General features: G+C 66.8%; 22 protein-coding genes. 4 read left to right on the forward strand and 18 right to left on the reverse strand.

Annotated features, from left to right (window positions below):
* Position 1: 1 nt before the first annotated feature.
* The 12 genes from ML342_RS08090 to ML342_RS08145 all read right to left on the reverse strand — a co-directional run bounded on the left by ML342_RS08090 (position 2) and on the right by ML342_RS08145 (position 9,395).
* Positions 2–1,135, reverse strand: a complete 1,134-nt coding sequence (locus tag ML342_RS08090) for an HD-GYP domain-containing protein (RefSeq protein ID WP_240126532.1) — start codon at positions 1,133–1,135, stop codon at positions 2–4.
* Positions 1,136–1,233: 98 nt separating this feature from the next.
* Positions 1,234–2,961 carry a phosphoenolpyruvate--protein phosphotransferase gene (gene ptsP / locus ML342_RS08095; RefSeq protein ID WP_240126533.1) on the reverse strand — a complete coding sequence of 576 codons (1,728 nt, stop codon included), beginning with the start codon at positions 2,959–2,961 and terminating at the stop codon, positions 1,234–1,236.
* A complete protein-coding gene (locus tag ML342_RS08100; protein WP_240126534.1) occupies positions 2,961–3,230 on the reverse strand; it encodes an HPr family phosphocarrier protein in 270 nt (89 codons plus the stop codon). Before ML342_RS08100 ends, ptsP begins: the two co-directional genes overlap by 1 nt.
* A 44-nt stretch (positions 3,231–3,274) precedes the next feature.
* Positions 3,275–3,667 carry a PTS sugar transporter subunit IIA gene (locus tag ML342_RS08105; RefSeq protein WP_240126535.1) on the reverse strand — a complete coding sequence of 131 codons (393 nt, stop codon included), beginning with the start codon at positions 3,665–3,667 and terminating at the stop codon, positions 3,275–3,277.
* Positions 3,668–3,734: 67 nt separating this feature from the next.
* Positions 3,735–4,604: an RNase adapter RapZ gene (gene rapZ / locus ML342_RS08110; RefSeq protein WP_240126536.1), complete on the reverse strand. Its 870-nt coding sequence runs from the start codon at positions 4,602–4,604 to the stop codon at positions 3,735–3,737.
* On the reverse strand, positions 4,601–5,557 hold the full coding sequence (gene hprK, locus ML342_RS08115; RefSeq protein ID WP_240126537.1) for an HPr(Ser) kinase/phosphatase: 957 nt from the start codon (positions 5,555–5,557) through the stop codon (positions 4,601–4,603). The genes rapZ and hprK overlap by 4 nt, the downstream gene beginning before the upstream one ends.
* A 10-nt stretch (positions 5,558–5,567) precedes the next feature.
* Positions 5,568–5,891 (reverse strand): ribosome hibernation-promoting factor, HPF/YfiA family, encoded by a 324-nt coding sequence (gene hpf / locus ML342_RS08120; protein ID WP_240126538.1) that lies wholly within the window; start codon positions 5,889–5,891, stop codon positions 5,568–5,570.
* A 197-nt stretch (positions 5,892–6,088) separates the two neighbouring features.
* The gene (gene lptB / locus ML342_RS08125) at positions 6,089–6,808 is read right to left on the reverse strand and encodes an LPS export ABC transporter ATP-binding protein (RefSeq protein WP_240126539.1); all 720 of its coding nucleotides are present in this window, start codon (positions 6,806–6,808) and stop codon (positions 6,089–6,091) included.
* Entirely contained in the window at positions 6,808–7,329 is a 522-nt protein-coding gene (gene lptA / locus ML342_RS08130) for a lipopolysaccharide transport periplasmic protein LptA (protein WP_240126540.1), read from the reverse strand. The genes lptB and lptA overlap by 1 nt, the downstream gene beginning before the upstream one ends.
* Positions 7,313–7,867 (reverse strand): LPS export ABC transporter periplasmic protein LptC, encoded by a 555-nt coding sequence (lptC, locus tag ML342_RS08135; RefSeq protein ID WP_240126541.1) that lies wholly within the window; start codon positions 7,865–7,867, stop codon positions 7,313–7,315. Before lptC ends, lptA begins: the two co-directional genes overlap by 17 nt.
* The gene (locus ML342_RS08140; RefSeq protein ID WP_240126542.1) at positions 7,864–8,409 is read right to left on the reverse strand and encodes a KdsC family phosphatase; all 546 of its coding nucleotides are present in this window, start codon (positions 8,407–8,409) and stop codon (positions 7,864–7,866) included. The genes lptC and ML342_RS08140 overlap by 4 nt, the downstream gene beginning before the upstream one ends.
* A complete protein-coding gene (locus ML342_RS08145; protein ID WP_240126543.1) occupies positions 8,409–9,395 on the reverse strand; it encodes a KpsF/GutQ family sugar-phosphate isomerase in 987 nt (328 codons plus the stop codon). Before ML342_RS08145 ends, ML342_RS08140 begins: the two co-directional genes overlap by 1 nt.
* 69 nt (positions 9,396–9,464) lie before the next feature.
* Here ML342_RS08145 and ML342_RS08150 point away from each other — a divergent pair, with 69 nt between their 5' ends.
* Both ML342_RS08150 and murA read left to right on the forward strand, forming a co-directional pair.
* A complete protein-coding gene (locus ML342_RS08150; protein ID WP_240126544.1) occupies positions 9,465–9,698 on the forward strand; it encodes a BolA family protein in 234 nt (77 codons plus the stop codon).
* Positions 9,698–10,954: a UDP-N-acetylglucosamine 1-carboxyvinyltransferase gene (murA, locus tag ML342_RS08155; RefSeq protein ID WP_240126545.1), complete on the forward strand. Its 1,257-nt coding sequence runs from the start codon at positions 9,698–9,700 to the stop codon at positions 10,952–10,954. The genes ML342_RS08150 and murA overlap by 1 nt, the downstream gene beginning before the upstream one ends.
* A gap of 25 nt (positions 10,955–10,979) precedes the next feature.
* On the opposite strand, the gene ML342_RS08160 is transcribed toward murA, so the two are convergent.
* Together ML342_RS08160 and apaG are read right to left on the reverse strand one after the other, a co-directional pair.
* A complete protein-coding gene (locus ML342_RS08160) occupies positions 10,980–11,840 on the reverse strand; it encodes a symmetrical bis(5'-nucleosyl)-tetraphosphatase (RefSeq protein WP_240126546.1) in 861 nt (286 codons plus the stop codon).
* 10 nt (positions 11,841–11,850) lie between these two features.
* Complete coding sequence (apaG, locus tag ML342_RS08165; protein WP_240126547.1) at positions 11,851–12,234, reverse strand: Co2+/Mg2+ efflux facilitator ApaG/CorD; 384 nt, start codon at positions 12,232–12,234, stop codon at positions 11,851–11,853.
* A 121-nt stretch (positions 12,235–12,355) separates the two neighbouring features.
* Between apaG and mgtE the strand changes: the two genes are divergently transcribed.
* Positions 12,356–13,717 carry a magnesium transporter gene (gene mgtE / locus ML342_RS08170; RefSeq protein WP_240126548.1) on the forward strand — a complete coding sequence of 454 codons (1,362 nt, stop codon included), beginning with the start codon at positions 12,356–12,358 and terminating at the stop codon, positions 13,715–13,717.
* Between the two features lie 292 nt (positions 13,718–14,009).
* Here the strand turns inward: mgtE and ML342_RS08175 are convergent, their stop codons facing one another.
* From ML342_RS08175 to ML342_RS08190, 4 genes are all read right to left on the reverse strand, one after another.
* Complete coding sequence (locus ML342_RS08175; protein ID WP_240126549.1) at positions 14,010–14,765, reverse strand: hypothetical protein; 756 nt, start codon at positions 14,763–14,765, stop codon at positions 14,010–14,012.
* Positions 14,766–15,085: 320 nt separating this feature from the next.
* The gene (locus tag ML342_RS08180) at positions 15,086–18,094 is read right to left on the reverse strand and encodes a TonB-dependent receptor (RefSeq protein WP_240126550.1); all 3,009 of its coding nucleotides are present in this window, start codon (positions 18,092–18,094) and stop codon (positions 15,086–15,088) included.
* 315 nt (positions 18,095–18,409) lie between these two features.
* Positions 18,410–20,164 (reverse strand): phosphoenolpyruvate carboxykinase (GTP), encoded by a 1,755-nt coding sequence (locus ML342_RS08185; protein ID WP_240126551.1) that lies wholly within the window; start codon positions 20,162–20,164, stop codon positions 18,410–18,412.
* 83 nt (positions 20,165–20,247) lie between these two features.
* A complete protein-coding gene (locus ML342_RS08190) occupies positions 20,248–20,826 on the reverse strand; it encodes a TetR/AcrR family transcriptional regulator (RefSeq protein ID WP_240126552.1) in 579 nt (192 codons plus the stop codon).
* Between the two features lie 180 nt (positions 20,827–21,006).
* Here ML342_RS08190 and ML342_RS08195 point away from each other — a divergent pair, with 180 nt between their 5' ends.
* A complete protein-coding gene (locus ML342_RS08195; RefSeq protein WP_240126553.1) occupies positions 21,007–23,469 on the forward strand; it encodes an acyl-CoA dehydrogenase in 2,463 nt (820 codons plus the stop codon).
* Position 23,470 lies beyond the last annotated feature (1 nt).

The following is a 23,470-nucleotide window of genomic DNA, read 5'->3' on the forward strand; positions in this document are numbered from 1 at the left end:
CTTATCCCCAGAGCGCGGCGACCTCCGCCATCATCCCGGGCACGCGGTCATGCGGCACGGAATCTTGAATCTGGTAGTCGGGCTGGCGGGTATCGCGCAGCAAATGCGCCTCATCGCGGCTACCGTCGGCGTTCAGTAGCCGCGCCACCTGCGGATGCGCGGCATCCTCGCCGCGGCGCAGCACGATGCCGATCTCGCCGTTGGCCAGCCGCACCAAGGTCCCGGGTGGATACACGCCCAGCTCCTTGACCAGCATCATCGCCAGGCCTTCATCCACCTGCTTGCCACGCTCCAGGAAGATGCTGCGCAGGGCCATCCGCGCCGGCAGCGCATCGCGGTACACCCGCGGCCGCAGCATCGCGGTATAGATGTCGATGATCGCCAGCAGACGGGTCGGCTCGCGGATCGCCGCGCCGCGCAGGCCGTGCGGATAGCCGGAACCGTCCAGGCGTTCGTGATGATGCAGCACCGCATCCAGCCACACCGGATCGGTGATGCCGGCGGCCTCCAGCAGGCGCACCGCCACCTCCGGGTGCGCGCGCACCTGTGCCAGCTGGGTATAGCTCAAACGCTCGCTCTGGTGATTGAGCCGCGCCGCCAGCGGGCCGAGGGCGAGGTCGTAGGTCAGCGCGGCGCCCGCCAGAGCGCGCTTCGTCGCCGGATCCATGCCCATGGCGCGCATCGAAAACACGCAAATGATGCCGGCATGGGTCTGGCGGGCGGCGTGATTGGCCGGATCCAGCTGGAGCTGCATCGCCGCCAAGGTGGCATCCGGATCCCGCTGCAGATGGGTTTCGATGCCCGCCACCAGCTGCGCCACGCGCTCCTGCACCCCGGCCGCGGCCCCGGACAGCAACCGCCGGTGCAGCATGGCCACATCGCGATGCAGTTGGTTGATCGCCTCGATCGTGGTGACCGGCGCGGCTGGCGCCGCCGGTGCGCGCCGCGCCAGCGGCACCAGATTCCCCTGCCGCAGCAGCATGCGACGCTGCTCTTCGTTTTCGACCACGGCGCCCTGCGGCATCAGCAGGGTGCCTGCCCGATCGTAAACCGGCAGCAGCAACGGTTTGCCGACTTCGACATCATCCTCCCGCACCGGGCGGGCGGCATCCATGCGGATGGGTGCTTGGCTCATGTCAGTGCAACGCCCCAAGGTGAACACGGCGCTGGCAGCCAGGCCGCAGGCTTAGTGTGCCAGAGAGGATTCGCCGTGAGGCAAGCACGCCTACGCGCTCACGCAAGGGCAGGAACATGCGCCTCCAGCCAAGCCTCGATGGCGGCGCGCCGGCGCGCGCGCAGCAGCGTCGGCGCGGCATCGCGCAAGCGACCGAAATCGCACTGTCGGATCGCCCGCCGCACCTCCAGCAGGGTCGCCGGATGCAGGCTCAGCTCGGTCAACCCCAGCGCCAGCAGCAGCGGCACCAGCCGCGGGTCGGCGGCCATCTCGCCGCACACCGTGACCGCGCGGCCGCGACGCTGGCCGATCCGGACCACGTCGCGCAGCACCCGCAGCACCGCCGGATGCAGCGGGGTATACAGCTCGCCCAGCGCCTCGTGGGTGCGATCGGCCGCCAGCAGGTACTGCACCAGATCGTTGGTGCCGATCGACAGGAAATCGCACTGCGCGATGAACGTCCCCAGCGCCAGGGCCGCGGCCGGGACCTCGATCATCGCGCCCAAGGGCAGCCGCGGCGCGGTTTCCATGCCCTGCGCGCGCAGCTCGCGCAGGACCTCGTCCAGCATCCGCCGCACCGCACGCAGCTCCTCGCCGGCGCTGACCATCGGCACCAAGACCCGCACCGGGCCGTAGCCGGACGCACGCGCGATCGCACGCAGCTGGGTGCGCAGCAGTTCCTGCCGCGCCAGCGACAGCCGCACGCCGCGCAGGCCCAGCGCGGGGTTCGGCTCATCGCGCAGGGCCAGGCCGGTCTTGTCGGCCTTGTCCGCCCCGAGGTCGAGGGTGCGGATGGTGACGGTGCGCCCGGTCATCGCCAGCACCGCGTCGCGGTAGGCGCGAAACTGCGTTTCCTCGTCCGGCAGCACGCTGCTGCCGAGGAACAGGAACTCGGTGCGGTACAGGCCGACGCCCGCGGCGCCCAGCGCATGCGCTTCGGTGACGTCCTCGCGCGACTCGGCGTTCGCCCACAGCTTGATGTCGATGCCATCCAAGGTACGGGTGGGCTCACGCCGCAGGCGGTTGAGCTGGCGCCGCTCGCGGCGCGCCTCGGCCACCCGGCGGTGGTGGGCGCGCAGGTCGGCGGCATCCGGCTCCAGGACCACCAGCCCGCTACCGCCGTCGATCACCAGCACGTCGCCGTCGTTGATCTTCTGCAGCGCTTGCGCGGCGCCCACCACCAGCGGCAGGTGCAGGCTGCGCGCCAGGATCGCGCTGTGCGAGAGCGGGCTGCCGCCGGCGGTGACCACTCCGACCACGCCCTGCGCCTGCAGCTGCGCCAGTTCCGCCGGCGCCACGTTGTCGGTCACCAGGATCTCGCCGGATACCCCTTGCAGCCTGGCGCGGTCGCGATGCAAAGCGGCATGCAGGCGGCCGATCACCTGGTCGATGTCGTCGATCCGGCTGCGCAGATACGCATCGTCCATGCCTTCGAATACCGCGGCGATGCGGTCGCGCTGCAGACGCAGCGCATAGTCGGCCGAATACAGCCCGACGCGGATCAACTCGTCGATCCCGGACAGCAGCTCGGGATCGTCCAGCAGCAGCGCGTGCAGGTCGAGGAACTCGCCGATCTCGTGCGCGAGCGCCCCATGCAGACGCTCGCGCAGCTCGCGCATCTCCGCCCGCACATGGGCCACCGCGGACTGAAAGCGCGCCCGCTCGGCTTCCACCTGCCCGGGATCGATGCGGGTCTCGGCAATGTCGAGCGCGTGCGGCAGGCGCACCCGGGCCCGTCCAAGCGCGCTGCCGCGGGCAGCGGCGGTGCCGGACAGGACCTGGCGCATCAGCTGTCCTCGTCGAAGCGGCGCTCGAACAGCGCGACCACCGCATCGGCGGCGGCCTGCTCATCCTCTCCTTCCACCCGCAGCACGACTTCCGAACCGGGGCCGGCGGCCAGCAGCATCACACCCATGATGCTCTTGGCATTGACCTCGCGCCCGCGCGCCTCCAGCGTCGCGTGGCTACGGAATCCCGCCAGCAGCTGCACCAGCTTGGCGGTGGCGCGCGCATGCAGCCCCAGGCGATTGCTGACTTTGAGCTCACGCCGGATCATGCACCTGCTCTCCGTACGTGCCGCAAACGCGGAACCGAGCGTCTTCAAAGATCATCGATGATGGCTCCGCTGCGCGCGCCGGCGGCGGCCACCGCCGGCAAATCGGCCAACTCCAGCTCCGCGTAGTTCATCACCCGCAGCAGCATCGGCAAACTGAGCGCTGACACTCGCCGCACCGGGGTGCCCAGCCGCGCCAGGCGCGCGGCGAGGTTGGCGGGGGTAGCGCCATACAGGTCGGTCAGCACCAGCACCCCGTCGCCGCCGTCCACCCGCCGCATCGCGGCGCTGGCGCGCGGCAGCAGCGCCTCCGGCTCGCCATCGAACGGCACCTCGAATGCCTCGCACGCCAGCGGCAGTCTGCCCAGCAGGCGCGTGGCCACCGCCAGCAGGGCGCTGCCGATGCCTTCATGGGTGATGAGGAGGACCCCGACGCTCATGCTCAGCAACTTAGCAGACCGCCATGACATCGGGGAAGCGGGCCATGCGCGCGCAGCGGGCGCGGCGTCAATCCAGCTCGCGATGATGCGTCGCCACTTCCCGCCAGCCGGCGTCGCGGCAATGCCGCGCCAGGCGCTCGGCCAGGTACACCGAGCGATGCCGCCCACCGCTGCAGCCGAATGCCACGGTGACATAGCTGCGGGTATCGGTGCTGAGCTTTGGCAGCCAGGTATCCAGGAACGCCTGCACCTGCGCGACGTAGGCCGCCACCTCCGGCTGCGCATCGAGGTAGTCGCGCACCGCCTCATCGCGCCCGGACAGCGGGCGCAACCGCGCGTCCCAGTGCGGGTTCGGCAGCACCCGCGCATCGAATACGAAATCGGCGTCGACTGGCACGCCGTGGCGGTAGGCGAACGACTCGAACAGCAGCGACAGCCCGGCGCTGTCCAGCCCGAACTCGGCCAGGATGCAGCGGCGCATCTGGTGCACGTTGAGCTCGCTGGTGTCGATCAGGATGTCGGCGATCTGGCGCAGCGGCCGCAGCGCCTGGCGCTCGAGCGCGATCGCATCCGCCAGCGACAGCCCCAGATGGCTGAGCGGATGCCGCCGACGGGTGTCGGCATAGCGACGCAGGATCGCGTCGCTGCGCGCTTCCAGGAACAGCAGGCGCGGATCGACGCCGATCGCGCCGACCTGCGACAGGATGCCCGGCACCTCGGCCAGATCGCCCAGGCTGCGCGCATCGATCGCCACCGCCATCTTCTCTGGCGCGCCCTCGCTGCCGTGCATGCGCTGCACGAACTCCGGCAGCAGCTCGGCCGGCAGATTGTCCACGCAGTAATAGCCGAGATCCTCCAGCGTGTGCAGCGCGCCCGATTTGCCGGACCCGGACATGCCGCTGACCACTACCAACGTCGGCGCCCGTGGCGTGCTCATGGGCTGGAATGCTCGAGAAAGTGGCTGTGCCGGGCCATGAACGCCGCGGCCGGATCGATGCCCTTGCTGCGCAGGATATGCATGCGGGTCGCGGCCTCGGTGAGCACCGCCAGGTTGCGGCCCGGCATCACCGGAATGGTGATCATCGGCACATCCAGATCCAGCACTCGGCGGGTACCGATATCGCCGGTCAGGCGCTCCATGCCGCTGGGATCGGGCTCGAGCGCGGGCCGGCTCAGATGCACGATCATGCGCAGGTACTTGTTGCGCTTGACCGCGGTGTCGCCAAACATCTGGCGGATGTTGAGCACGCCCAGCCCGCGCAGCTCCAGCATGTCCTGCAGCAGCTCCGGGCAGGTGCCGTCGAGCACGTCGGGCGCGATCTGGGTGAACTCCGGCGCATCGTCCGCCACCAGGCGGTGGCCGCGGGTGATCAGCTCCAGGGCCAACTCGCTCTTGCCGGAGCCGGACTCCCCGGTGATCAGCACGCCGATCGAGTAGATCTCCATGAACACGCCATGCAGGGTGACCCGCGGCGCCAGCTTGCGCGCCAGCAGGTACTGCAGGTGGTTGAGCAACTCGTGACCGCGCCGCGGCGACACCCACAGCGGGGTATCGGATTCCTCGGCCGCCAGCCGCAGGTCCTCGGGGCACGCCTGGTTCTTGCTCAGGACCAGCGCCAGCGGCCGGAACCCGATGATCTTCTGGATCGTCTCCCAGCGCTGGCGGGCGTCCAGCCCGTCCAGCCACTCCAGCTCCTCGGTGCCGAGGATCTGCACCTTGTTGGGATAGATGATGTTGAGGTAGCCCGCCAGCGACGGCCGGCGGGCTACGGTCTGCACGGCTTCCAGGACCCGCTCGCCGCCGCGTTCGCGGCCAGCCACCCAGCGCAGGCCCAGGCGTTCCTGCTGGAGGGCGAACAGCTCGGCGGCGGTGATGCGGGCTGTGCTCATCGGTTGCCGATCAGCCGGCCGTGTCCCGGCTCAGACTCTCGCCGCGGTGGTGATCGACCATCTTTTCCTTCTGCTTCACCAGCATGCGGTCGAGCTTGTCCGCCAGCAGGTCGATCGCTGCGTACATGTCGGCGGCGCTGGCATCGGCGTGCAGGGTCTTGCCGGGCAGGGTGACGGTCGCCTCGGCGCGGTGGTCGGGTTTGTCCAGGCCGAGCTGGACGCGAATCTGGCACGGGTGCTCGAAATGCCGCCCCAGGCGCTCGAAACGGGTTTCCACGTACTTGTTCAGGGCGGGCGTCACGTCCATTTGCTGGCCGTAGGTTTCGATCTGCATCTTGACCTCCTTCTGCACGAGTGGGCCGCGGGCGTCTGCACGCGACGAGCGGCGAGGGGCTCCGGTTGCAGCGCGGGCAGTCCGGCAACTCCGCTCGACACGCTTTCGAGGTTCAACCTAGCGACCTGACGCGGATCCGGCAAGGGGCTGGCGTCGTTCGGGCGGTCGCGGCCGCCGGAACGTGCGGCGGTAGGCGCCTACAGCCTGAACTCCTCGCCCAGATACACCCTGCGCACGTCGGCGTTCTCCAGCACCGCCGCGGGCGTGCCCTGCGCCAGCACACCGCCATCGGCCAGGATGTAGGCGCGGTCGCAGATGCCCAGCGTCTCGCGCACGTTGTGGTCGGTGATCAGGACGCCGATCCCGCGCGCCTTGAGATGACGAACGATGCGCTGGATTTCGTTGACCGAGATCGGATCGACCCCGGCAAACGGCTCGTCCAGCAGGATCATGCGCGGCTTGCCGGCCAGTGCGCGCGCGATCTCCACCCGCCGCCGCTCGCCGCCAGACAGGCTGGCCCCCAGTTGCTCGGCCACATGCCCGATCTGCAGCTCCTCCAGCAGCGCATCCAGCTCGCGCGCACGTCCATCCTCGTCGAGGTCGGGCCGCAGCTCCAGCACCAGACGCAGGTTGTCGGCCACGCTGAGCTTGCGGAAGATCGAGGGCTCCTGCGGCAGATAGCCCAGCCCCCGGCGCGCGCGCTGGTGCATCGGCGCGCCGGTGATGTCAGTGCCATCCAGCACGATCCGCCCGGCATCGGCCGAGATCAGGCCGACGATCATGTAGAAGCAGGTGGTCTTGCCGGCACCGTTCGGCCCGAGCAGGCCGACCACTTCGCCGGGATTGAGCGTCAGCCCGAAGTCGCGCACCACCTCGCGCGCCCGGTAGCGCTTGCGCAGCCCTTCGACGAGAAGCATCAGAGCATGCCCTTGCCGGTCGTGGCCGGCGCTTCCTTGGGCAGGATGCGCATCTTCACCCGTCCACCATCGCCGCCGCTTTCCACCTGGCCGGTCTTGAGGTTGTACACCACCCGCTGCCCATTGAGGGTACCGCGCTGCTGGCGGATGACCACGTTGCCGGTGAACACCATGACCTCGTTGCGCAGGTCGTAGTCGATATTGTCGGAAGTGGCGTCGATGCGGTCGCCGTCGTCCATCTCCTGCTGCAGGCTGACATTGCCGCTGAGCAGGGCGCGGCTGGGGTTGCCGCCGGCCTGCTGGATCACCGCCTTGTCGGCCCGCACGCGCAGCGTGCCCTGCACCAGGGTGACATCGCCGGTCAGGGTGCAGCTGGCATTGCCGCCGGTGGCACAGGTGCTGCGCGCCGATTCGATGTCCATCGGCTGGCGGCGGTCGGACGTGCGCGCAGAGGCTGCGGCAGCGGTGAGAGTGAGGGCCACGCCCAGCAGGCCGGCCAGGAAATCAGTGCTGCGGGACATAGCGGGTGTGGACCTGGGAAAGAAGGGAAACCTGCTGGCGCTCGAAATCCGCCTCCAGCCCCTTCCCCTGCATTGTAAGACCGGGGCGGGTGAGGATGACGTCGGCGCTGGTGCTGGCCAGATTGCGGTTCAGATCCAGCGCCAGGCGATCGGTAACGATCTGGGTTGGCGGCGGTGTCTGCGGTGGGCTGGTGGCCTGCACGCCGCCGCGCAGTTCGATCCGGCGGCCGTCCGCCGGCACCAGCCCGCTTCGGGCGCGCACGTCCCAATAATGACCATGGCCATCCGGTACCAGAAAGCGCGGCGTATCCAGCGTCATGGTGTGGTCTACAGGATTGCGCTGCAACTCCGGGCCAAGCAGGGTGAAGGCCTCCTTGCCCTGCCGGTCCAGCGAGACCACTTCGAAATCGCGCAGCACGTAGTCCGGGCGCACGCGCAGCACTCCATCCTCGACCGGATGCGAACGCTTCCAGATCGACCAGCCGCTGGCGATGGCCGCTCCCAGCAACACCCATATCATCGCCCGGCGCGGCGTCATGGGCCGCCCTCGCGCGCCAACACCTGCGCAAGTCGGCCCTGCGCCTGCAGCAGCAGATCGCAGGCCTGGCGCACCGCTCCCTCGCCGCCGGCCAGCGCCGTGATCCAGTGCACGTCCGCACGCAGCCACGGGTGTACGTTGGCCGGAGCGAGCGCCAGACCGACCGCGCGCAGCACCGGCAGGTCGGGCAGGTCGTCTCCCATGAACGCCACCTCCTCCAGGCCCAGGCCGCGTTCCGCCGCGATCCGCCGCAGGCAGCCGAGCTTGTCCTTCTCGCCCAGGTGCAGGTGGTCGATGCCCAGCTCGCGCCCGCGCGTCAGGGTGGCTTCGCTGCGGCGCGCGCTGATCAGCGCGGTGGCGATCCCGGCGCGCCGCAGCAGCACCAGGCCGAGCCCGTCCTGCACGTGAAAGCGCTTGCTCTCGCCGCCATGTGCGTCGTAGTACAGGCCACCGTCGGTCAGGGTGCCATCCACGTCGAAGCCGATCAGGCGGATCCGCGCCGCGCGCGCCAGCACCTCCGCCGGGTAATCGAGGGCCGCCATCACACCACCCGTGCGCGCAGCAGGTCGTGAATGTTCAGCGCGCCGACCAGGCGCCCGTCGCGATCGGTCACCAGCAGGCCCTGGATCTTGTACGCCTCCATCATCTGCGCTGCCTCGCTGGCCAGCGCCTCCGGCGCGATGGTGCGCGGGGAGCGGGTCATCAACTGTGCGATGCGCACCTGGCGCGGGTCGATCGCAGGATCATTCAGGCTGCGGCGCAAATCGCCATCGGTGTATACGCCGAGCAGACGATCCTCCGCATCCACCACCGCGGTCATGCCCAGCCGCTTGCGGCTCATCTCCAGCAGCGCATCGCTCAAGGTGGCCTCCGGCCCCACCTTCGGCACCGCCTCGCCCACGTGCATCACGTCGGAAATATGCAGCAACAGGCGACGCCCCAACGCACCCGCCGGATGCGAGCGCGCGAAATCATCGGCGGTGAACCCGCGCGCCTCCAGCAGCGCCACCGCCAGCGCATCCCCCAGGGCGAGCGACGCAGTGGTGCTGGCCGTCGGCGCCAGCTGCAGCGGGCAGGCCTCGACCGGCACCGCCACATCGAGATGGATGTCGGCCTCGCGCGCCAGCGTGGACGTGGCGCGACCTGTCATCGCGATGATCGGGTTGCCCTGCCGGCGCAGGGCCGGCAGCAGCAGCAGGATCTCGTCGCTCTCGCCCGAATACGACAGCGCCAGCAGCACGTCGGCATCGGTCACCATGCCGAGGTCGCCGTGCGCCGCTTCGCCCGGATGCATGAAAAACGCCGGAGTGCCGGTGGAAGCCAGGGTCGCCGCGATCTTGCGCGCCACGTGCCCCGACTTGCCCATCCCGGTGCACACTACCCGCCCACGACAGGCCAGCATCGTCCGACATGCAGCCTCGAACTCGGCCCCGATGCGGGCGGCCACCGCGCCCAGCGCCTCGGCTTCGATGGCCAGCACGCGGCGGCCGCTGGCGGCGAACTGGAAGCTGTCCGGGCGATCGGTCATGGCGGGAGGCTCGGCGCGATTCCGCTAAACTGGGCCGTTCAGTTTACGCGAGTTCCCCCTGCCCCCCACATGAACGCCGAGCATATCCGCCAGTTGATCGAGTCCGGCCTGCCCGGCGCCCGCGCCGAAGTGCGCGGCGACGACGGCGTGCATTTCGAAGCCACCGTGATCTACGCCGGCTTCGCCGGCAAGCTGCCGCTCGCCCGCCACCGCATGGTGTACGCCACCCTGGGCAAGCGCATGGGCGGTGAGATCCACGCCCTGCAGCTGAAGACCCTGACCCCCGACGAGGCGGCCGCCTGATGCAGAAGATCGTGGTCGAAGGCGGCCCCCGCCTGGCGGGCGAAGTCCGCATCTCCGGGGCCAAGAACGCGGTGCTGCCGATCCTGTGCGCCACCCTGCTGGCCGACGCGCCGGTGCGCATCACCAACGTGCCGCGCCTGCACGACGTGCTCACCACCGCCAAGCTGCTGGCCGGGCTGGGCGCGGGGGTCGTCCACGAGGGCGACGCGATGACCGTCGATCCGCGCACTGTCGACAGCCACGTGGCGCCGTACGAGCTGGTCAAGACCATGCGCGCCTCGGTGCTGGTGCTGGGGCCACTGCTGGCGCGCTTCGGCGATGCCGAGGTCTCCCTGCCCGGCGGCTGCGCCATCGGCTCGCGCCCGGTGGACCTGCACATCAAAGGCCTGCAGGCGCTGGGCGCCGAAATCGTGGTGGAGCACGGCTTCATCAAGGCACGCAGCGCCGGCCGCCTCAAGGGCGCGCGCCACGTGTTCGAGCTGGTCAGTGTGGGCGCCACCGAGAACGTGCTGATGGCGGCCACGCTCGCCGAGGGCACCACGGTGCTGGAAAACGCGGCGATGGAACCGGAGATCGTGGATCTAGCCGACTGCCTGAACGCGATGGGCGCGCGCATTCGCGGGCACGGCACGCCGCGGATCGAGGTCGAGGGCGTGGAGCGCCTGCACGGCGGCGAGCACGCGGTGATCGCCGACCGCATCGAGACCGGCACCTTCCTGGTCGCCGCCGCCATGACCGGCGGCTGCATCACTGCCACCCGCGCGCGCCCGGACACGCTGGACGCGGTGCTGGACAAGCTGCGCCAAGCCGGCGCGGAGATCGCCTGCGAAGCCGACCGCATCCACCTCGACATGCACGGCCGGCGCCCGCGCGCGGTGGACATTACCACCGCGCCGCACCCGGCCTTTCCTACCGACATGCAGGCGCAGTTCATGGCGCTGGACTGCGTGGCCGAGGGCGTCGGCGTGGTGACCGAGACGATCTTCGAGAACCGCTTCATGCACGTCAACGAACTGCTGCGCCTGGGCGCGGACATCCGGGTGGACGGGCATACCGCAGTGGTGCGTGGGGTGACGCGGCTGAGCGGCGCGCCGGTGATGGCCACCGACCTGCGCGCCTCGGCCAGCCTGATCCTGGCCGGGCTGGTAGCCGACGGCGAGACCACCATCGACCGCATCTACCACCTCGACCGCGGCTACGAGAACATCGAAGCCAAACTGTCGGCGCTGGGCGCGCGCATCCGCCGGGTGAACTGAACGCCTCGTCGGCCTTGCGCCCGCCTCAACGCGGGCGCGGCTTGGCCGGGCGCGGCTTCGGCGCCGGCACGTCGCGGCCCGGCACCTGCACCACCCGCAGCTCGTCGGTATCCAGCTGCAGCGCGGTGAGCTTGCCGCTCCAGACCGCGCCGGTATCGATCGCATACACGCCGTTGCCGATGAACAGCCCCAGCGTGCTCCAGTGGCCGCACACGATCTTTAGATCGCGCGCGGCATGTCCTGGTACGCAGAACCACGGGTACAGACCCGCTGGCTGACTGCCCGGCGGCCCCTTCTGGTCGAACGCGATCCGTCCGCGCGGGCTGCAATAGCGCATGCGGGTGAAGATGTTGATGATCGCGCGGTCGCGGTCGTTGCCCTTCAGGTGCGGGCCCCAGTCGGGCCCGTCGCCATACATGTTGCGCAGCAGGCGCGGGTAGTGCTCGCCGCGCAGGCGCGCCTCCACCTCGCGCGCGTGCTTCTCGGCCAACTGGGTCGTCCATTTCGGGGATAGCCCGGCGTGCACCATCATCCAGCCCAGATCGCGATCGACATGGCACAGCTCGCGCCCGCGCAGCCAGGCCAGTAGCTCCGGCGCATCCGGCGCGAACAGGACGCTTTGCAAATCCGGGTTGACCCGGCGCTGCTCCTCGGGCGTGCGCTCGGACACCGCCAGCAGCGACAGGTCGTGATTGCCGAGCACCACCTCGCAGTGATCGCGCAGCGAATAGACAAGCCGCAGCGTCTGGATCGACTGTCCGCCGCGATTCACCAGATCCCCGCAGAACCACAGCCGGTCCTGCGCCGGGTCGAAGCGCAGCTTCTCCAGCAGGCGCTGGGTGACGTCGTAGCAACCCTGGAGGTCGCCGATTGCCCAGACGGCCATGCGTGCGGCCTCAGTGCAGGGTGCGCGGGATGGACAGCGTGAACGCCGGGATCGGGGCCGCGAAGCGGGTGCCGTCGTCCGCCAGCATGTCGTAACTGCCGCGCATGGTGCCGATGTCGGTCTCCAGCACCGCCCCGGAGGTGTAGACGAAGACCTCGCCCGGGCGCAGCCACGGCTGTTCGCCCACCACGCCCTCGCCCACTACCTCGCGCACCTTGCCGTTGCCGTCGGTGATCCGCCAGTGGCGTCCCAACAGGCGCGCCGGCACCTTGCCCCGGTTGCGGATATGGATGGTGTAGGCGAACACGTAGCGGCCCTCCTCCGGCGCCGACTGGTCGTCGAGATAGCGGGTTTCTACGTCGATGTCGAACTGGTAATCACTGCTACTGCTCATCGGCACATTCTAGCCGCGGCAACGCTTGCGCGAGTGGGCAACGTTGCCGATGCAGGCGATAATCGCAAGATCCGCCCCAGCCCGCCGGGCGCGCGCCCCAGCTCTTTTTTGGAACTCCCGCATGGCCGAAGCCGTTCGCCACGACAAGACCGCGCGCCAGCTGCGCCTGCTCAGCGACGCGCTGGACAGCGGCCGGCTGGGGCCGGTGCGCCGCCTCATCAACACCCTCTCGCCCGCCGAGATCGGCAACCTGCTGGAGTCGCTGCCGCCTGCCAAGCGTTCGGTGGTGTGGGGCCTGGTCGATCCCGAGGACGATGGCGAGGTGCTGGTGCACGTCGGCGAGGAAGTGCGTGAGTCGCTGATCGCCGACATGGACGAGGATGAGCTGGTCGCCGCAGCCGCAGACCTCGATATCGACGATCTGGCCGACCTGGCCGAAGACCTGCCGGACAAGGTCATCGACGAAGTCCTCAAGTCGATGGACCGCGAGAACCGCGAGCGCCTGGAGCAGGTCCTGTCCTACGAGGAGGGCACCGCCGGGCGCCTGATGAACCCGGACGTGGTGACGGTGCGCGCCGACACCACGGTGGATGTGGTGCTGCGCTACCTGCGCCTGCGCGGCGAGCTGCCCGAACACACCGACCATCTGTATGTGGTCAGCAAGCGCCACCAATATCTGGGGCGCATTGCCCTGCAGGATCTGTTGATCCATGCACCCAGCACCCCGATCAATCAGCTGATCGACGACACCCAGCCGGCGATCGAAGTGCATGAGAGCGCCGAGGAAGTCGCGCGCAAGTTCTCCGACCACGACTGGATCTCCGCGCCGGTGGTGGACGAGAGCAACGTCCTGCTCGGACGCATCACCATCGACGACGTGGTGGACATCATCCGCGAGCAGGCCGAACACCAGGCGCTCTCCGCTGCCGGTCTAGACGAAGACGAGGATCTGTTCAGCCCGGTCTGGCGCGCCACCCGCCGGCGCATGCTCTGGCTCGGCATCAACCTCGCCACCGCCTTCCTGGCCGCCAGCGTGGTGGGCCAGTTCGAAGAGACCATCCACGCCCTGACCGCGCTGGCGGTGCTGATGCCGATCGTGGCCGGCATGGGCGGCAACGCCGGCACCCAGGTGCTGGCGCTGATGGTGCGCGGCATCGCGCTGGGTCAGGTGGGCGCCTCCAACATCCGCACCCTGCTGTGGAAAGAGTCGCGGGTCGCGCTGCTCAACGGCCTCGGCCTCGGCCTGGTGCTGGCGCTGGTGGTGCTGCTGTGGTTCCACGACCTCGGCCTGTCGCTGGTGATCGCCATCGCGCTCACCTGCAACCTGCTGTTCGCCGCCCTCGCCGGCGTGCTGGTGCCGGTGACCCTCAAGCGCCTGGGCTACGACCCCGCGCTGGCCAGCAGCATCTTCCTCACCACCGTCACCGACGTGATGGGCTTTTTCACCTTCCTCGGCCTAGCCACGCTTTTGCTTCTGCGGTGAGCGGGGGGTCGACACCCCGCTAATCGAGGCGAGAGAACGATTCAGAAAACCGCTTCTTCACGTCCAATCTCCTTGGGAAGGTCTGAACAACGCCATCCAGGCGTTGTCAGCCCACGCCGAGTCCGGTACAGGCCCGGACTCGGCTCGCACGCATCAATCACTTGTGCGATTGATGCGTGGCCGGCCCTCCATGGCCGGCAGGAACCTCTGATTTGATCAGAGGTTCCCTTGTCGGTGGGGATTGGACTCCAGATCGCGGTGCTACTCAAATGCGGGGGGACGTCGGCCTTTGCTATACACCACTCATAGTGCACGAACTGCAATTGGAGGCATTGCACCAATAAACGCCAATAATGACATTGCCTTCTTTGGGGCAGCTAGCACCGACATTGCATTTACATGTGATAGCGGCAATGCTGGGGTAAGTGACCATATTTATTGCCGCCAAGCCCATGAAGGCATCACCGATGGCCGATCCAGCTCTTGGCATTTTTATGGTCTTTGGGAGCCCAATAGCAGCAAGGCGACCATAAATTTTAACCGCCGCATAGAAATCTTCTGGAGCATTTGCTGGAACGCCTAGCGTGTTTTTGAATTCTTGAATTGATGCCTGCACTTCTGGAGCGGAGAGAAGTTCATGATCGACAGATGGTAGTTTCCCGAGTTCGCTTTTATCTGCGAATCTAACACCAATATCCTCATCGCGGACTGGGTAAAGCGCTAAGGCACCACCCCCAGATTTTGTACAGGCAGAACATGATGTCATGACGCAGGCTACCTGGCCGTTGAATGCGCCTGGACTACATCCTGTGCCTGTGGTGCATCTACAAGTAACAGCCGCAACAGTTGTATGAGACCACTTCCCATTCAGATTCTGGAGCATTGTCCATCCTTCTGGAACGCCAATGCTCATCGATCCATCTTTATTTTGGATGTAAGCTGTATCGGCTGGAAAACCATTGCCGATGGGGCTGCAAACTTTTGGCCCGGCAGCAAAAGACGCTGGCACGATCAATGCTACTAAAAGCAAAGCAATAGCAAATTTCATAGCGACTCTCCCCCATGAAAGCGTCAATGCTGACGCTAAACAACAGCATGGTCTCGGGGCTTGTCAAGCCGAGCAGTTCCAGAATCAGCCAGCGACGATCGCCCCGTTGTTCGTGACGCCATCCCGCCACGTCATATCCCGCCCAGCCCCCAAGCTGAGAAATACAATCCCCGTCGGCCACGGCCGATCCCCACTTTGTTGCCTCGACAACAGCAATTCTGGCGGGTCGGCCGTGCGTCTCTCCCCTCAGTTGGGAGAAGAACCAAAAAAAAGCCGCCGGATAACCCCGGCGGCTTCGAAAATACGCACGGCGATACTTATCAGAACTGGTAGCGCACCGTAAACCGCAGGTAGCGCGGGCTCTGGAAGTTGGCCGCGTTCAGGAAGTTCGGGTTATAGGTGGGCGTCGAACGGTCAAGCTCCGACCTCTCGTCGTACTCCGTCACCGTCTGGAAGTTGAAGACATTGAACGCATCCACCGCCAGCGTCAACTTCTTGTCAGCCCAGTTCGGCTGATAAGACACCTGCAGATCGACGTTCCTGGTCCAAGGCGTACGCCCGAAAGCACCACGCTGACTCAGGAACTTATTGCCGTTCTGATCCAGGCAGTAGAAGCTCGACGGACCGTAAGCATTGAGGCTGCTGGCATCCACACCCAGCCCCGTGAGCGGGACATAGCCAGTGCAGTTCACCGGCCGCCCGGACTGGACCAACAGATTGGCGCCCACGCGCCACTCATCGTTGATTTTGTAAGACCCGAACAGCTTCAAGGTATGCCGGCGATCATTCGGCAGGTAGCCGTACGCGCCATCCTCGAACAGACGATGGTCGAAGTCCTGGGTCAAACCAGCATCTTCCTGCTCCAGGGTCGAATTGACGTAGCCCTCGACATTACCGCGGCTCTTGGCGAACGTATACGAGCCCTGCAGGAACCAGTTGTCACCCGCGTTGCGCTCCCAGAACAACTCCAATGCGTTGTAGCTACGCTGATACTTGGGCAGCCCCAGGTAACTATTGGGCACGGTTACGACGGTGTAGTTCCCGTCACTGTTCAGATCGAGCGCGATCTTGATATCGCGACCCGGGTTGACGATGAAGCATGTCGCCATCGAACTCGGATCGAAATTGGTGTAACCGTTGTCGTTGGCCCAGTTAACGAACGCCTGATGACTGCAATAGTCATCCATGCCATTCTTGACCTGGCGATGGATCGCACGCGCACCCACCGTCCATGCATCGTTGAGCTGCATCTGCATACCGAGGATGAACTCATCCTGATACATGGGCTTGAGGTCGGTGACGGCGATGGTGCGCGGATCAGGCGGATTGAGCGAGCCATTCACCGATTCCGGCCCAATCTTGGAACCAATCCCCAGCGGCACGCCATTGGCTGCATCCACGCCCGTGGTGTAGTAGAAGTTTTGGATCAGCACTTCCCCACCGCTGGCACGAATATTGGTATTGGACGCCACCGGGATGTAGTAGCGGCCGGCGTTACCGAATACCTTGAAGGTGGAGTCGCCGTTCACATCCCACGAGAAGCCCAGCCGCGGTGCGATCTGGTTGTCGGCCTTGACGAACGTATCACCCGTCGAGTTCTTGTTTTCAAACCCTTCCGAGCGCACGCCGGCATACACCAGGAACTTGTCGGTGAGCTGCCAGCTGTCTTCGAGGTAGTACGCCGTGTTCCTGACCTCATAGGATCCGGACGTGGTCTGGTAATACCAGCTGCGTGCGTAATTCTGCCCGTTCGCACCGCCATTGACCGTCACGCCATTGACGACTCGGGTGGTATTGGCCGGGACGAAGTAGAACCGCCAGTAAATGCCACCGGTGTAGACCTGGCCCGCATGACCCGAGGTGAACTTTTCGGTGTCATAGCCGAAGCGCAGATGATGGTTGCCCAGAATCCATTCACCATCGAGACGGAAGGCATTACGCGTATCCTTGTCCGGGCCCCAGTTGGGATCACGAATGTAGGTCTGCGACTGATTCCAGCAACCAATGTAGGTAACGCTGCTAGGGTTGGTGCGGCTGTCATATGCGCGCGGGCAATTGCCGCCTGGCAGGGATTCCGGCGTGCGATAGGAATTGACGTTCTCCAGGCGCCCCGCCATTGCCGACAGGGTGAAGGAATCGGTGAGGTAGCCCGTGTACTTGCCGATGTAGACGTCGCCACCGTTTTCGACGTCGTATTCAGCATCCAAGTTCTGGTGCTGACCGACATACTTGGCCCCATTCGCATAGGAATAATCGCGATAGTGGGTCTTGTTCTTGTTGTGGATCCCGGTGAACTCGAGGACGTGGTTGTCGGTGATATTCCAGTCCAGCTTCACCAGCGCGTTCGGACTGGTGTCACTGGTATGAGTGCTGGTGATGCGGCGATAAGTATCGGACGAATTGCTGCGCCCTTCGATCAGACCGAAGAAGAACAGCTTGTCCTTTACCAGCGGGCCACCGCCATACACGTTGTAGGTCAGAGATTCGCTCTCATTGGCGCTACGGTAGACGGAATAGATATCACCCGACTGCTGATCCAGAGGGTTGCGGGATACGACATCCTTGCCCGCTTCACGCCCCCACGAGGGCACCCAGTAAGCACTGACGCCCCCCTTCCACTCATTCGTGCCGCGCTTGGTCACCAGGCTGATCACGCCGCCCAGGGAGCGACCGAACTCGGCACCATAACCGCCGGTCTTGACCTGCTGCTCACCGATGGCATCGAACGGCAGGTCCGCGTAGGACAAGAAATTGCGGATGTTGGTGACGTCGAAACCATTGATGTAATAGCCGTTTTCGGCCACGGAGGAGCCGCCAAACGACGCCAGATTGCCATTGCCAAGCCCGGTGTCCCCCTTCACGGTCCCCGGCGCAAGCAGGGCCACGTTGGTGATGTCACGCGCCACCGGCAGCTGCTGGATTTGCTGCTGGGTGAAGACCGTGGTGGACTCCACCGAAGACACGTCGATCGGGTTGATGGCACCAGAGCCGATGACCGTCACAGTCCCCAGGGTCGTGGCCTGCTGATTCAGGCTCACGCTCGTACCCGTACCGACCTTGACCTGCACTTCGCGGGTGACCCCGTTCGAAGTCACGCGATAGCGCCCCGGTTGCAGCTGCGAGAACGAGAAGCGCCCGTTCGCGTCTGCGCTGATCTGACGAGTCGCACCAGTGTCGAGATTCTCGATCGAAACGCTGCTGTTCGCCGGCGCCTCGCCGAAAATCGAACCGACTGCGCTCTGCGCCTGCACGCCACCCGCGAAGCACAGACCCAGAGCAACGGTCAGCGCGCTTCGCTTCAGGCCTTTGGAGAGGTAAGTAGAAGCCATTGTGTGTAACCCCCTATGTGGGACGAAGTGACTTGAAGTTGAGATGCGTCCGGCCGGAGCTGGCCCGACTTCCCGACTATAGGACAGTCAACACTTCTTTAACAAGCCCCTTAGCGGCCATTCATGATGCTATCTGCGCATTCAGCTTCAGATGCAGCGGGCGCCTTGATCGGGCTTGACATCCGGACGTTGGGGCCCGTCTCGCACCATCGTTATCGTTGACGCGCCCCGGCAAGACCGAGGCGCGTCTGGACGACGCAAGCGGGGAAAGGATGCGGCGCAGACGGTCCTGGCGGGTATGCGCTTGCCTGCCGATCAGCTCTTCAGCGCGCGCGCGATGCGCTGCTGCTCGGCGCGCAGCGCCTGCGGCAGGCGCGGGCCGTAGTCGTCGAGATAGGCTTCGATGCTCGCGAGCTCCGCTTGCCAGCCCGCGTGGTCGAGGCCAAACAGCTTGGCCCGGGCCTCGTCGGACAGCGTCAGCCCCTCGAGGTTGAGATCCTCGGCGCGCGGCAGGTGCCCGATCGGGGTCTCGACCGCGCCGGCGCGTCCTTCCACCCGGCCGATCATCCACTCCAGCACGCGCAGGTTCTCGCCAAAGCCGGGCCACAGGAACTTGCCGTCGTCGCCCTTGCGGAACCAGTTGACGTGGAAGATGGCGGGCAGTTGCGCGCCCGGGCGCTCGAATGAGAGCCAGTGCGCGAAGTAGTCGGCGAAGTTGTAGCCGCAGAACGGCTTCATCGCCATCGGGTCGCGACGCATCACGCCGACCGCACCGGTCGCTGCCGCGGTCGTCTCCGACCCCATCGCGGCGCCGACCAGCACGCCGTGAGTCCAGTCGCGCGCCTGGAACACCAGCGGCACCAGCGAGGCGCGGCGGCCGCCGAACACGATCGCGCTGATCGGCACGCCGCGCGGGTCTTCGGCCATCGGGGAGTACGACGGACACTGGCGGGCGCTGACGGTGAAGCGTGCGTTGGGGTGCGCCGCCGGGCCATTGTCCGGCCGCCACGGCCGCCCCTGCCAATCCAGCGCGGGCGTCAGGCCGTTGTCGATGCCCTCCCACCAGGGCTGGCCATCGGCGGTCATCGCCACATTGGTGAAGATGGTGTTGGCGCGAATCATGGCCATCGCATTCGGGTTGGACGCGTTCGACGTGCCCGGCGCGACGCCGAAGAACCCGGCCTCCGGATTGATCGCATAAAGACGGCCGTCGGTGCCCGGACGCATCCAGCAGATGTCGTCGCCCACCGTCCACACCTTCCAGCCGGCGCGGCGGTAGCCTTCCGGCGGAATCAGCATGGCCAGGTTGGTCTTGCCGCAGGCGGACGGGAACGCCGCGGCAATGTAGTGGGTCTGGCCCCTCGGGGTCTCGACCCCGAGGATCAGCATGTGCTCGGCCAGCCAGCCTTCCTGGCGGGCCTGCCAGGAGGCGATGCGCAGCGCATGGCATTTCTTGCCGAGCAGGGCATTGCCGCCATAGCCAGAGCCGTAGGATTTGATCGTGAGCTCTTCCGGGAAGTGCATGATGAAGCGACGGTTGGGATCGAGCTCGCCGATGGAGTGCAGTCCCTTCACGAACGTGCCCTCGCGTTCGATCCGCGCCAGCGCGGACGCGCCCATGCGGGTCATGATGCGCATGTTGGCCACCACGTAGGGCGAATCGGTGATCTCCACCCCGCAGCGCGACAGCGGCGAGTCGATCGGGCCCATGCAGTATGGGATGACGTACATCGTGCGGCCTTGCATGCAGCCGTCGAACAGGGCGTCCATCCTGGCGTGCGCCTCTGCCGGCGCCATCCAGTGGTTGTTGGGGCCGGCGTCCTCGCGCTCCGTGGTGCAGACGAAGGTGAGGTGCTCGACCCGCGCCACGTCGTCCGGATGCGAACGGTGCAGCCAGCTGCCGGGATGGGTGGCCTGATTCAGCTGGATCAGGGTGCCGTCGGCCTGCATGCGCGCGATCAGCGCCGCATTCTCGGCGTCACTGCCATCGCACCAGTGGATGGCGGCGGGACGGGTGAGGCGCGCGACCTCCGCGACCCATTGGTTCAAGGATGCGAGCTTGCTTGTCATCGGGCGAAGTCCTTGCCTGATCAGGCACTGGTTGAAATCGATTGCAGGAGCGCGCGCGGAATGGCGGCCGGATGCGGCGGCGCTCAGGCCGGCTGCGGCACCAACGTGGCCATCATGTGTTCGATGTAGCCGTCGAAGCCTTCGATCGGCTGACGCGCGCGGAAGCGCGGCAGCTCCAGCTGCAGCACCCCGACGTACATCGCATAGGTCATGCGCGCCCGGTTGAGCGCATCTTTCTGGCTCAGGCCAGCCTCGCGGAAGCACCTGAACAGAAAGCCGATGCGGCGCTCCAGCACGTGCGCCAGCACCGCGTCGATCGCGGGGTGCCCTGCCGCCTTGAGCAGTTCGGAGTAGATGACGTGGGTCTTGTTGTGCTGGGCGATCAACCGGAACAGGGTGCGCAGCCGCTCGGCGGGATCGGTGATCGCTTCCAGCGCGCCATAGGCGGCCTGCTCGTCACGCTCCCAGCGATCCAGCGCCGCCTGCAGCAAGGCATCCCGCGAAGGGAAATGCCAGTAAAAGCTGCCCTTGGTGACACCCAGGCGGCGCGCCAGCGGCTCCACGGCCACCGAGGCCACGCCCTGCTCGGCGATCTGGTCGAGCGCCTCCTTGGCCCAGTCATCGGCGCTCAGGCGCCCGCTGCGGGGAGCGATGTCGGTCATGAACGTCATGTTTCCGTACGGTGATGCAGGGCGCAGTATGCTGAGTTTTCACTCTTTTTTCTGCATTGACAGCGCGCCGGCGGTTGCCATACTAAAGCGTATGGTTGCCCGGTCTTCCCTCTGCCGGGGCCGTCCATGTCGTTCGTCGCCGCCGCTCGAGCCGCGCCACGGAGTCCTGCCATGAGCCATCTCGTCCCGTTTTTCCTCCTGCTGCTGTCCGCCGCCTTTGCGGCCTATCACCGCCTGCGTCTGGCGGTCTGGGTCGCGCTGGCCGGCAGCCTGCTCGTCGTCGCCTGGCTGCTGGGTGCCAGCCCTGCCGCCAGCGCCGTCGCTGCCGCGCTGCTGGCGCTGATCGCGCTGCCGCTGCTGATCCCGGTGATCCGCAAGCCGCTGCTGACCGCGCCCATCCTGCGCGTGCTGCGCAAGGCGCTGCCGCCGCTGTCGCAGACCGAGCGGATCGCGCTGGAAACCGGCTCGGTCGGGTTCGAGGGTGATCTGTTCAACGGCAAGCCGGACTGGGACAAGCTGCTGGCCTACCCCAAGCCCCAGCTCACGCCCGAGGAACAGGCCTTCCTGGACGGTCCGGTGGAAGAGCTGTGCAAGCGGATCAACGACTGGGAAATCACCCACGTGCATGCCGACCTGCCGCCGGAGCTGTGGGACTTCCTCAAGCGCAATAAGTTCTTCGGCATGATCATCCCGAAGGAATACGGCGGCCTGGGCTTCTCGGCGCTGGCGCACCACAAGGTCATCCAGAAGATCGCCTCGATCTCGAGCGTAGTCAGCGCCACCGTCGGCGTGCCCAATTCGCTGGGCCCGGGCGAACTGATCCATCGCTACGGCACCCGCGAGCAGAAGGATTACTACTTGCCGCGCCTGGCGACTGGCCAGGAAGTGCCCTGCTTCGGCCTGACCGGGCCGTTCGCCGGCTCCGACGCCACCTCGATTCCGGACTACGGCATCGTCTGCAAGGGCGAATGGAATGGCGCCCACGTGCTCGGCGTGAAGCTCACCTTCGACAAGCGCTACATCACCCTAGCGCCGGTGGCGACCCTGATCGGCCTGGCCTTCCGCATGTACGACCCGGACGGGCTGCTGGGTGACACGCCGGATATCGGCATCACCCTGGCCCTGCTGCCGCGCGACACGCCCGGGGTGGAAGTGGGTCGCCGCCACTTCCCGCTGAACTCGCCGTTCCAGAACGGGCCGATCCACGGGCGCGAGGTGTTCATCCCGCTCAGCCAGCTGATCGGCGGCGTGGACATGGCCGGCAAGGGCTGGAACATGCTCAACGAATGCCTGGCGGTGGGACGTTCGATCACCCTGCCCTCCACCGCCAGCGGCGGCGCCAAGGCCGGCGCGGTGGTGACCGGCGCCTACGCGCGCATCCGCAAGCAGTTCGGGCTGTCGGTCGGCCGCTTCGAGGGCGTCGAGGAGGCGCTGGCACGGATCGGCGGGCGCGCCTATGTGATCAGCGCGCTGGCGCAGGCCACTGCCGCGGCGGTCGATCGCGGCGATGTGCCGTCGGTGCCTTCGGCGATCGCCAAGTACCACTGCACCACGATGGCGCGCGAAGTGTCGAAAGACGTGATGGACGTGATCGGCGGCAAGGGCATCGTGCTCGGTCCGCGCAATTTCGCCGGCCGCGGCTGGCAGGCCGCGCCGATCGCGATCACGGTGGAAGGCGCCAACATCATGACCCGCAGCCTGCTGATCTTCGGCCAGGGCTCGATCCTCTGCCATCCTTACATCCTCAAGGAGATGCGCGCGGCGCAGGATCCAGACGCGAAGGCCGGGCTGGACGCGCTGGACGGCGTGCTGTACGCGCACATCGGCGGCGCGATCTCGAACGCCGTGCGCTCGCTGTGGTTCGGACTGACCGGCGCGCGCCTGCAGACCGGCGTCCCTGGCGATGCCTATACCCGCAAGTTCTTCCGCAAGCTCAACCGCTATGCAGCGAACCTGGCGCTGCTGACCGACATCTCGCTAGGCGCGCTGGGCGGCCGCCTGAAGTTCAAGGAATCGCTGTCGGGTCGCCTGGGCGACGTGCTCAGCCATCTGTACATGCTGGCGGCGGTGCTCAAGCGTCACCACGACGAGGGCTGCCCGGAGGCGGACAAGCCGCTGCTGGCCTGGGCCTTCCACAACGGCGTGCATGAAATCGAGCTAGCCCTGTCGCAGGCGCTGCGCAACTTCCCGATCCGGCCGCTGGGCTGGCTGCTGTGGCCGCTGGTGTTCCCGCTGGGCCGCCGCGCCGTGGCTCCGGGCGATCGCCTGTCGCGGCGGGTGGCCAACCTGCTGATGAACCCGAACGAGGCGCGCGAGCGCCTGGCCGCCGGCGCGTTCCTGACCCCGGGCGACAACAACCCGGGCGGCCGCATCAACAGCTATCTGACGCAGGCGATCAACGCCGAGCCGGTGGAGCGCAAGTTCCTCAAGGCGCTCAAGTCCGGCCAGATCCAGGCGCTGGACTATCCGGCGCAGCTGGAGGAAGCCGTGCGCATCGGGGCCATCACCGCGGACGAACGCGTCCAGTTGGAAGCCCTGCGCGCGCTGACGCTCGACACCATCATGGTGGACGACTTCGACAGCGAGGAACTGCGCGCGGCCCACGCCCCCCGCGTAGCGCGGGCGGCTGCCTGAG

Origin of the sequence: Thermomonas alba (assembly GCF_022419205.1) — a bacterium.
GTDB lineage: Bacteria > Pseudomonadota > Gammaproteobacteria > Xanthomonadales > Xanthomonadaceae > Thermomonas > Thermomonas alba.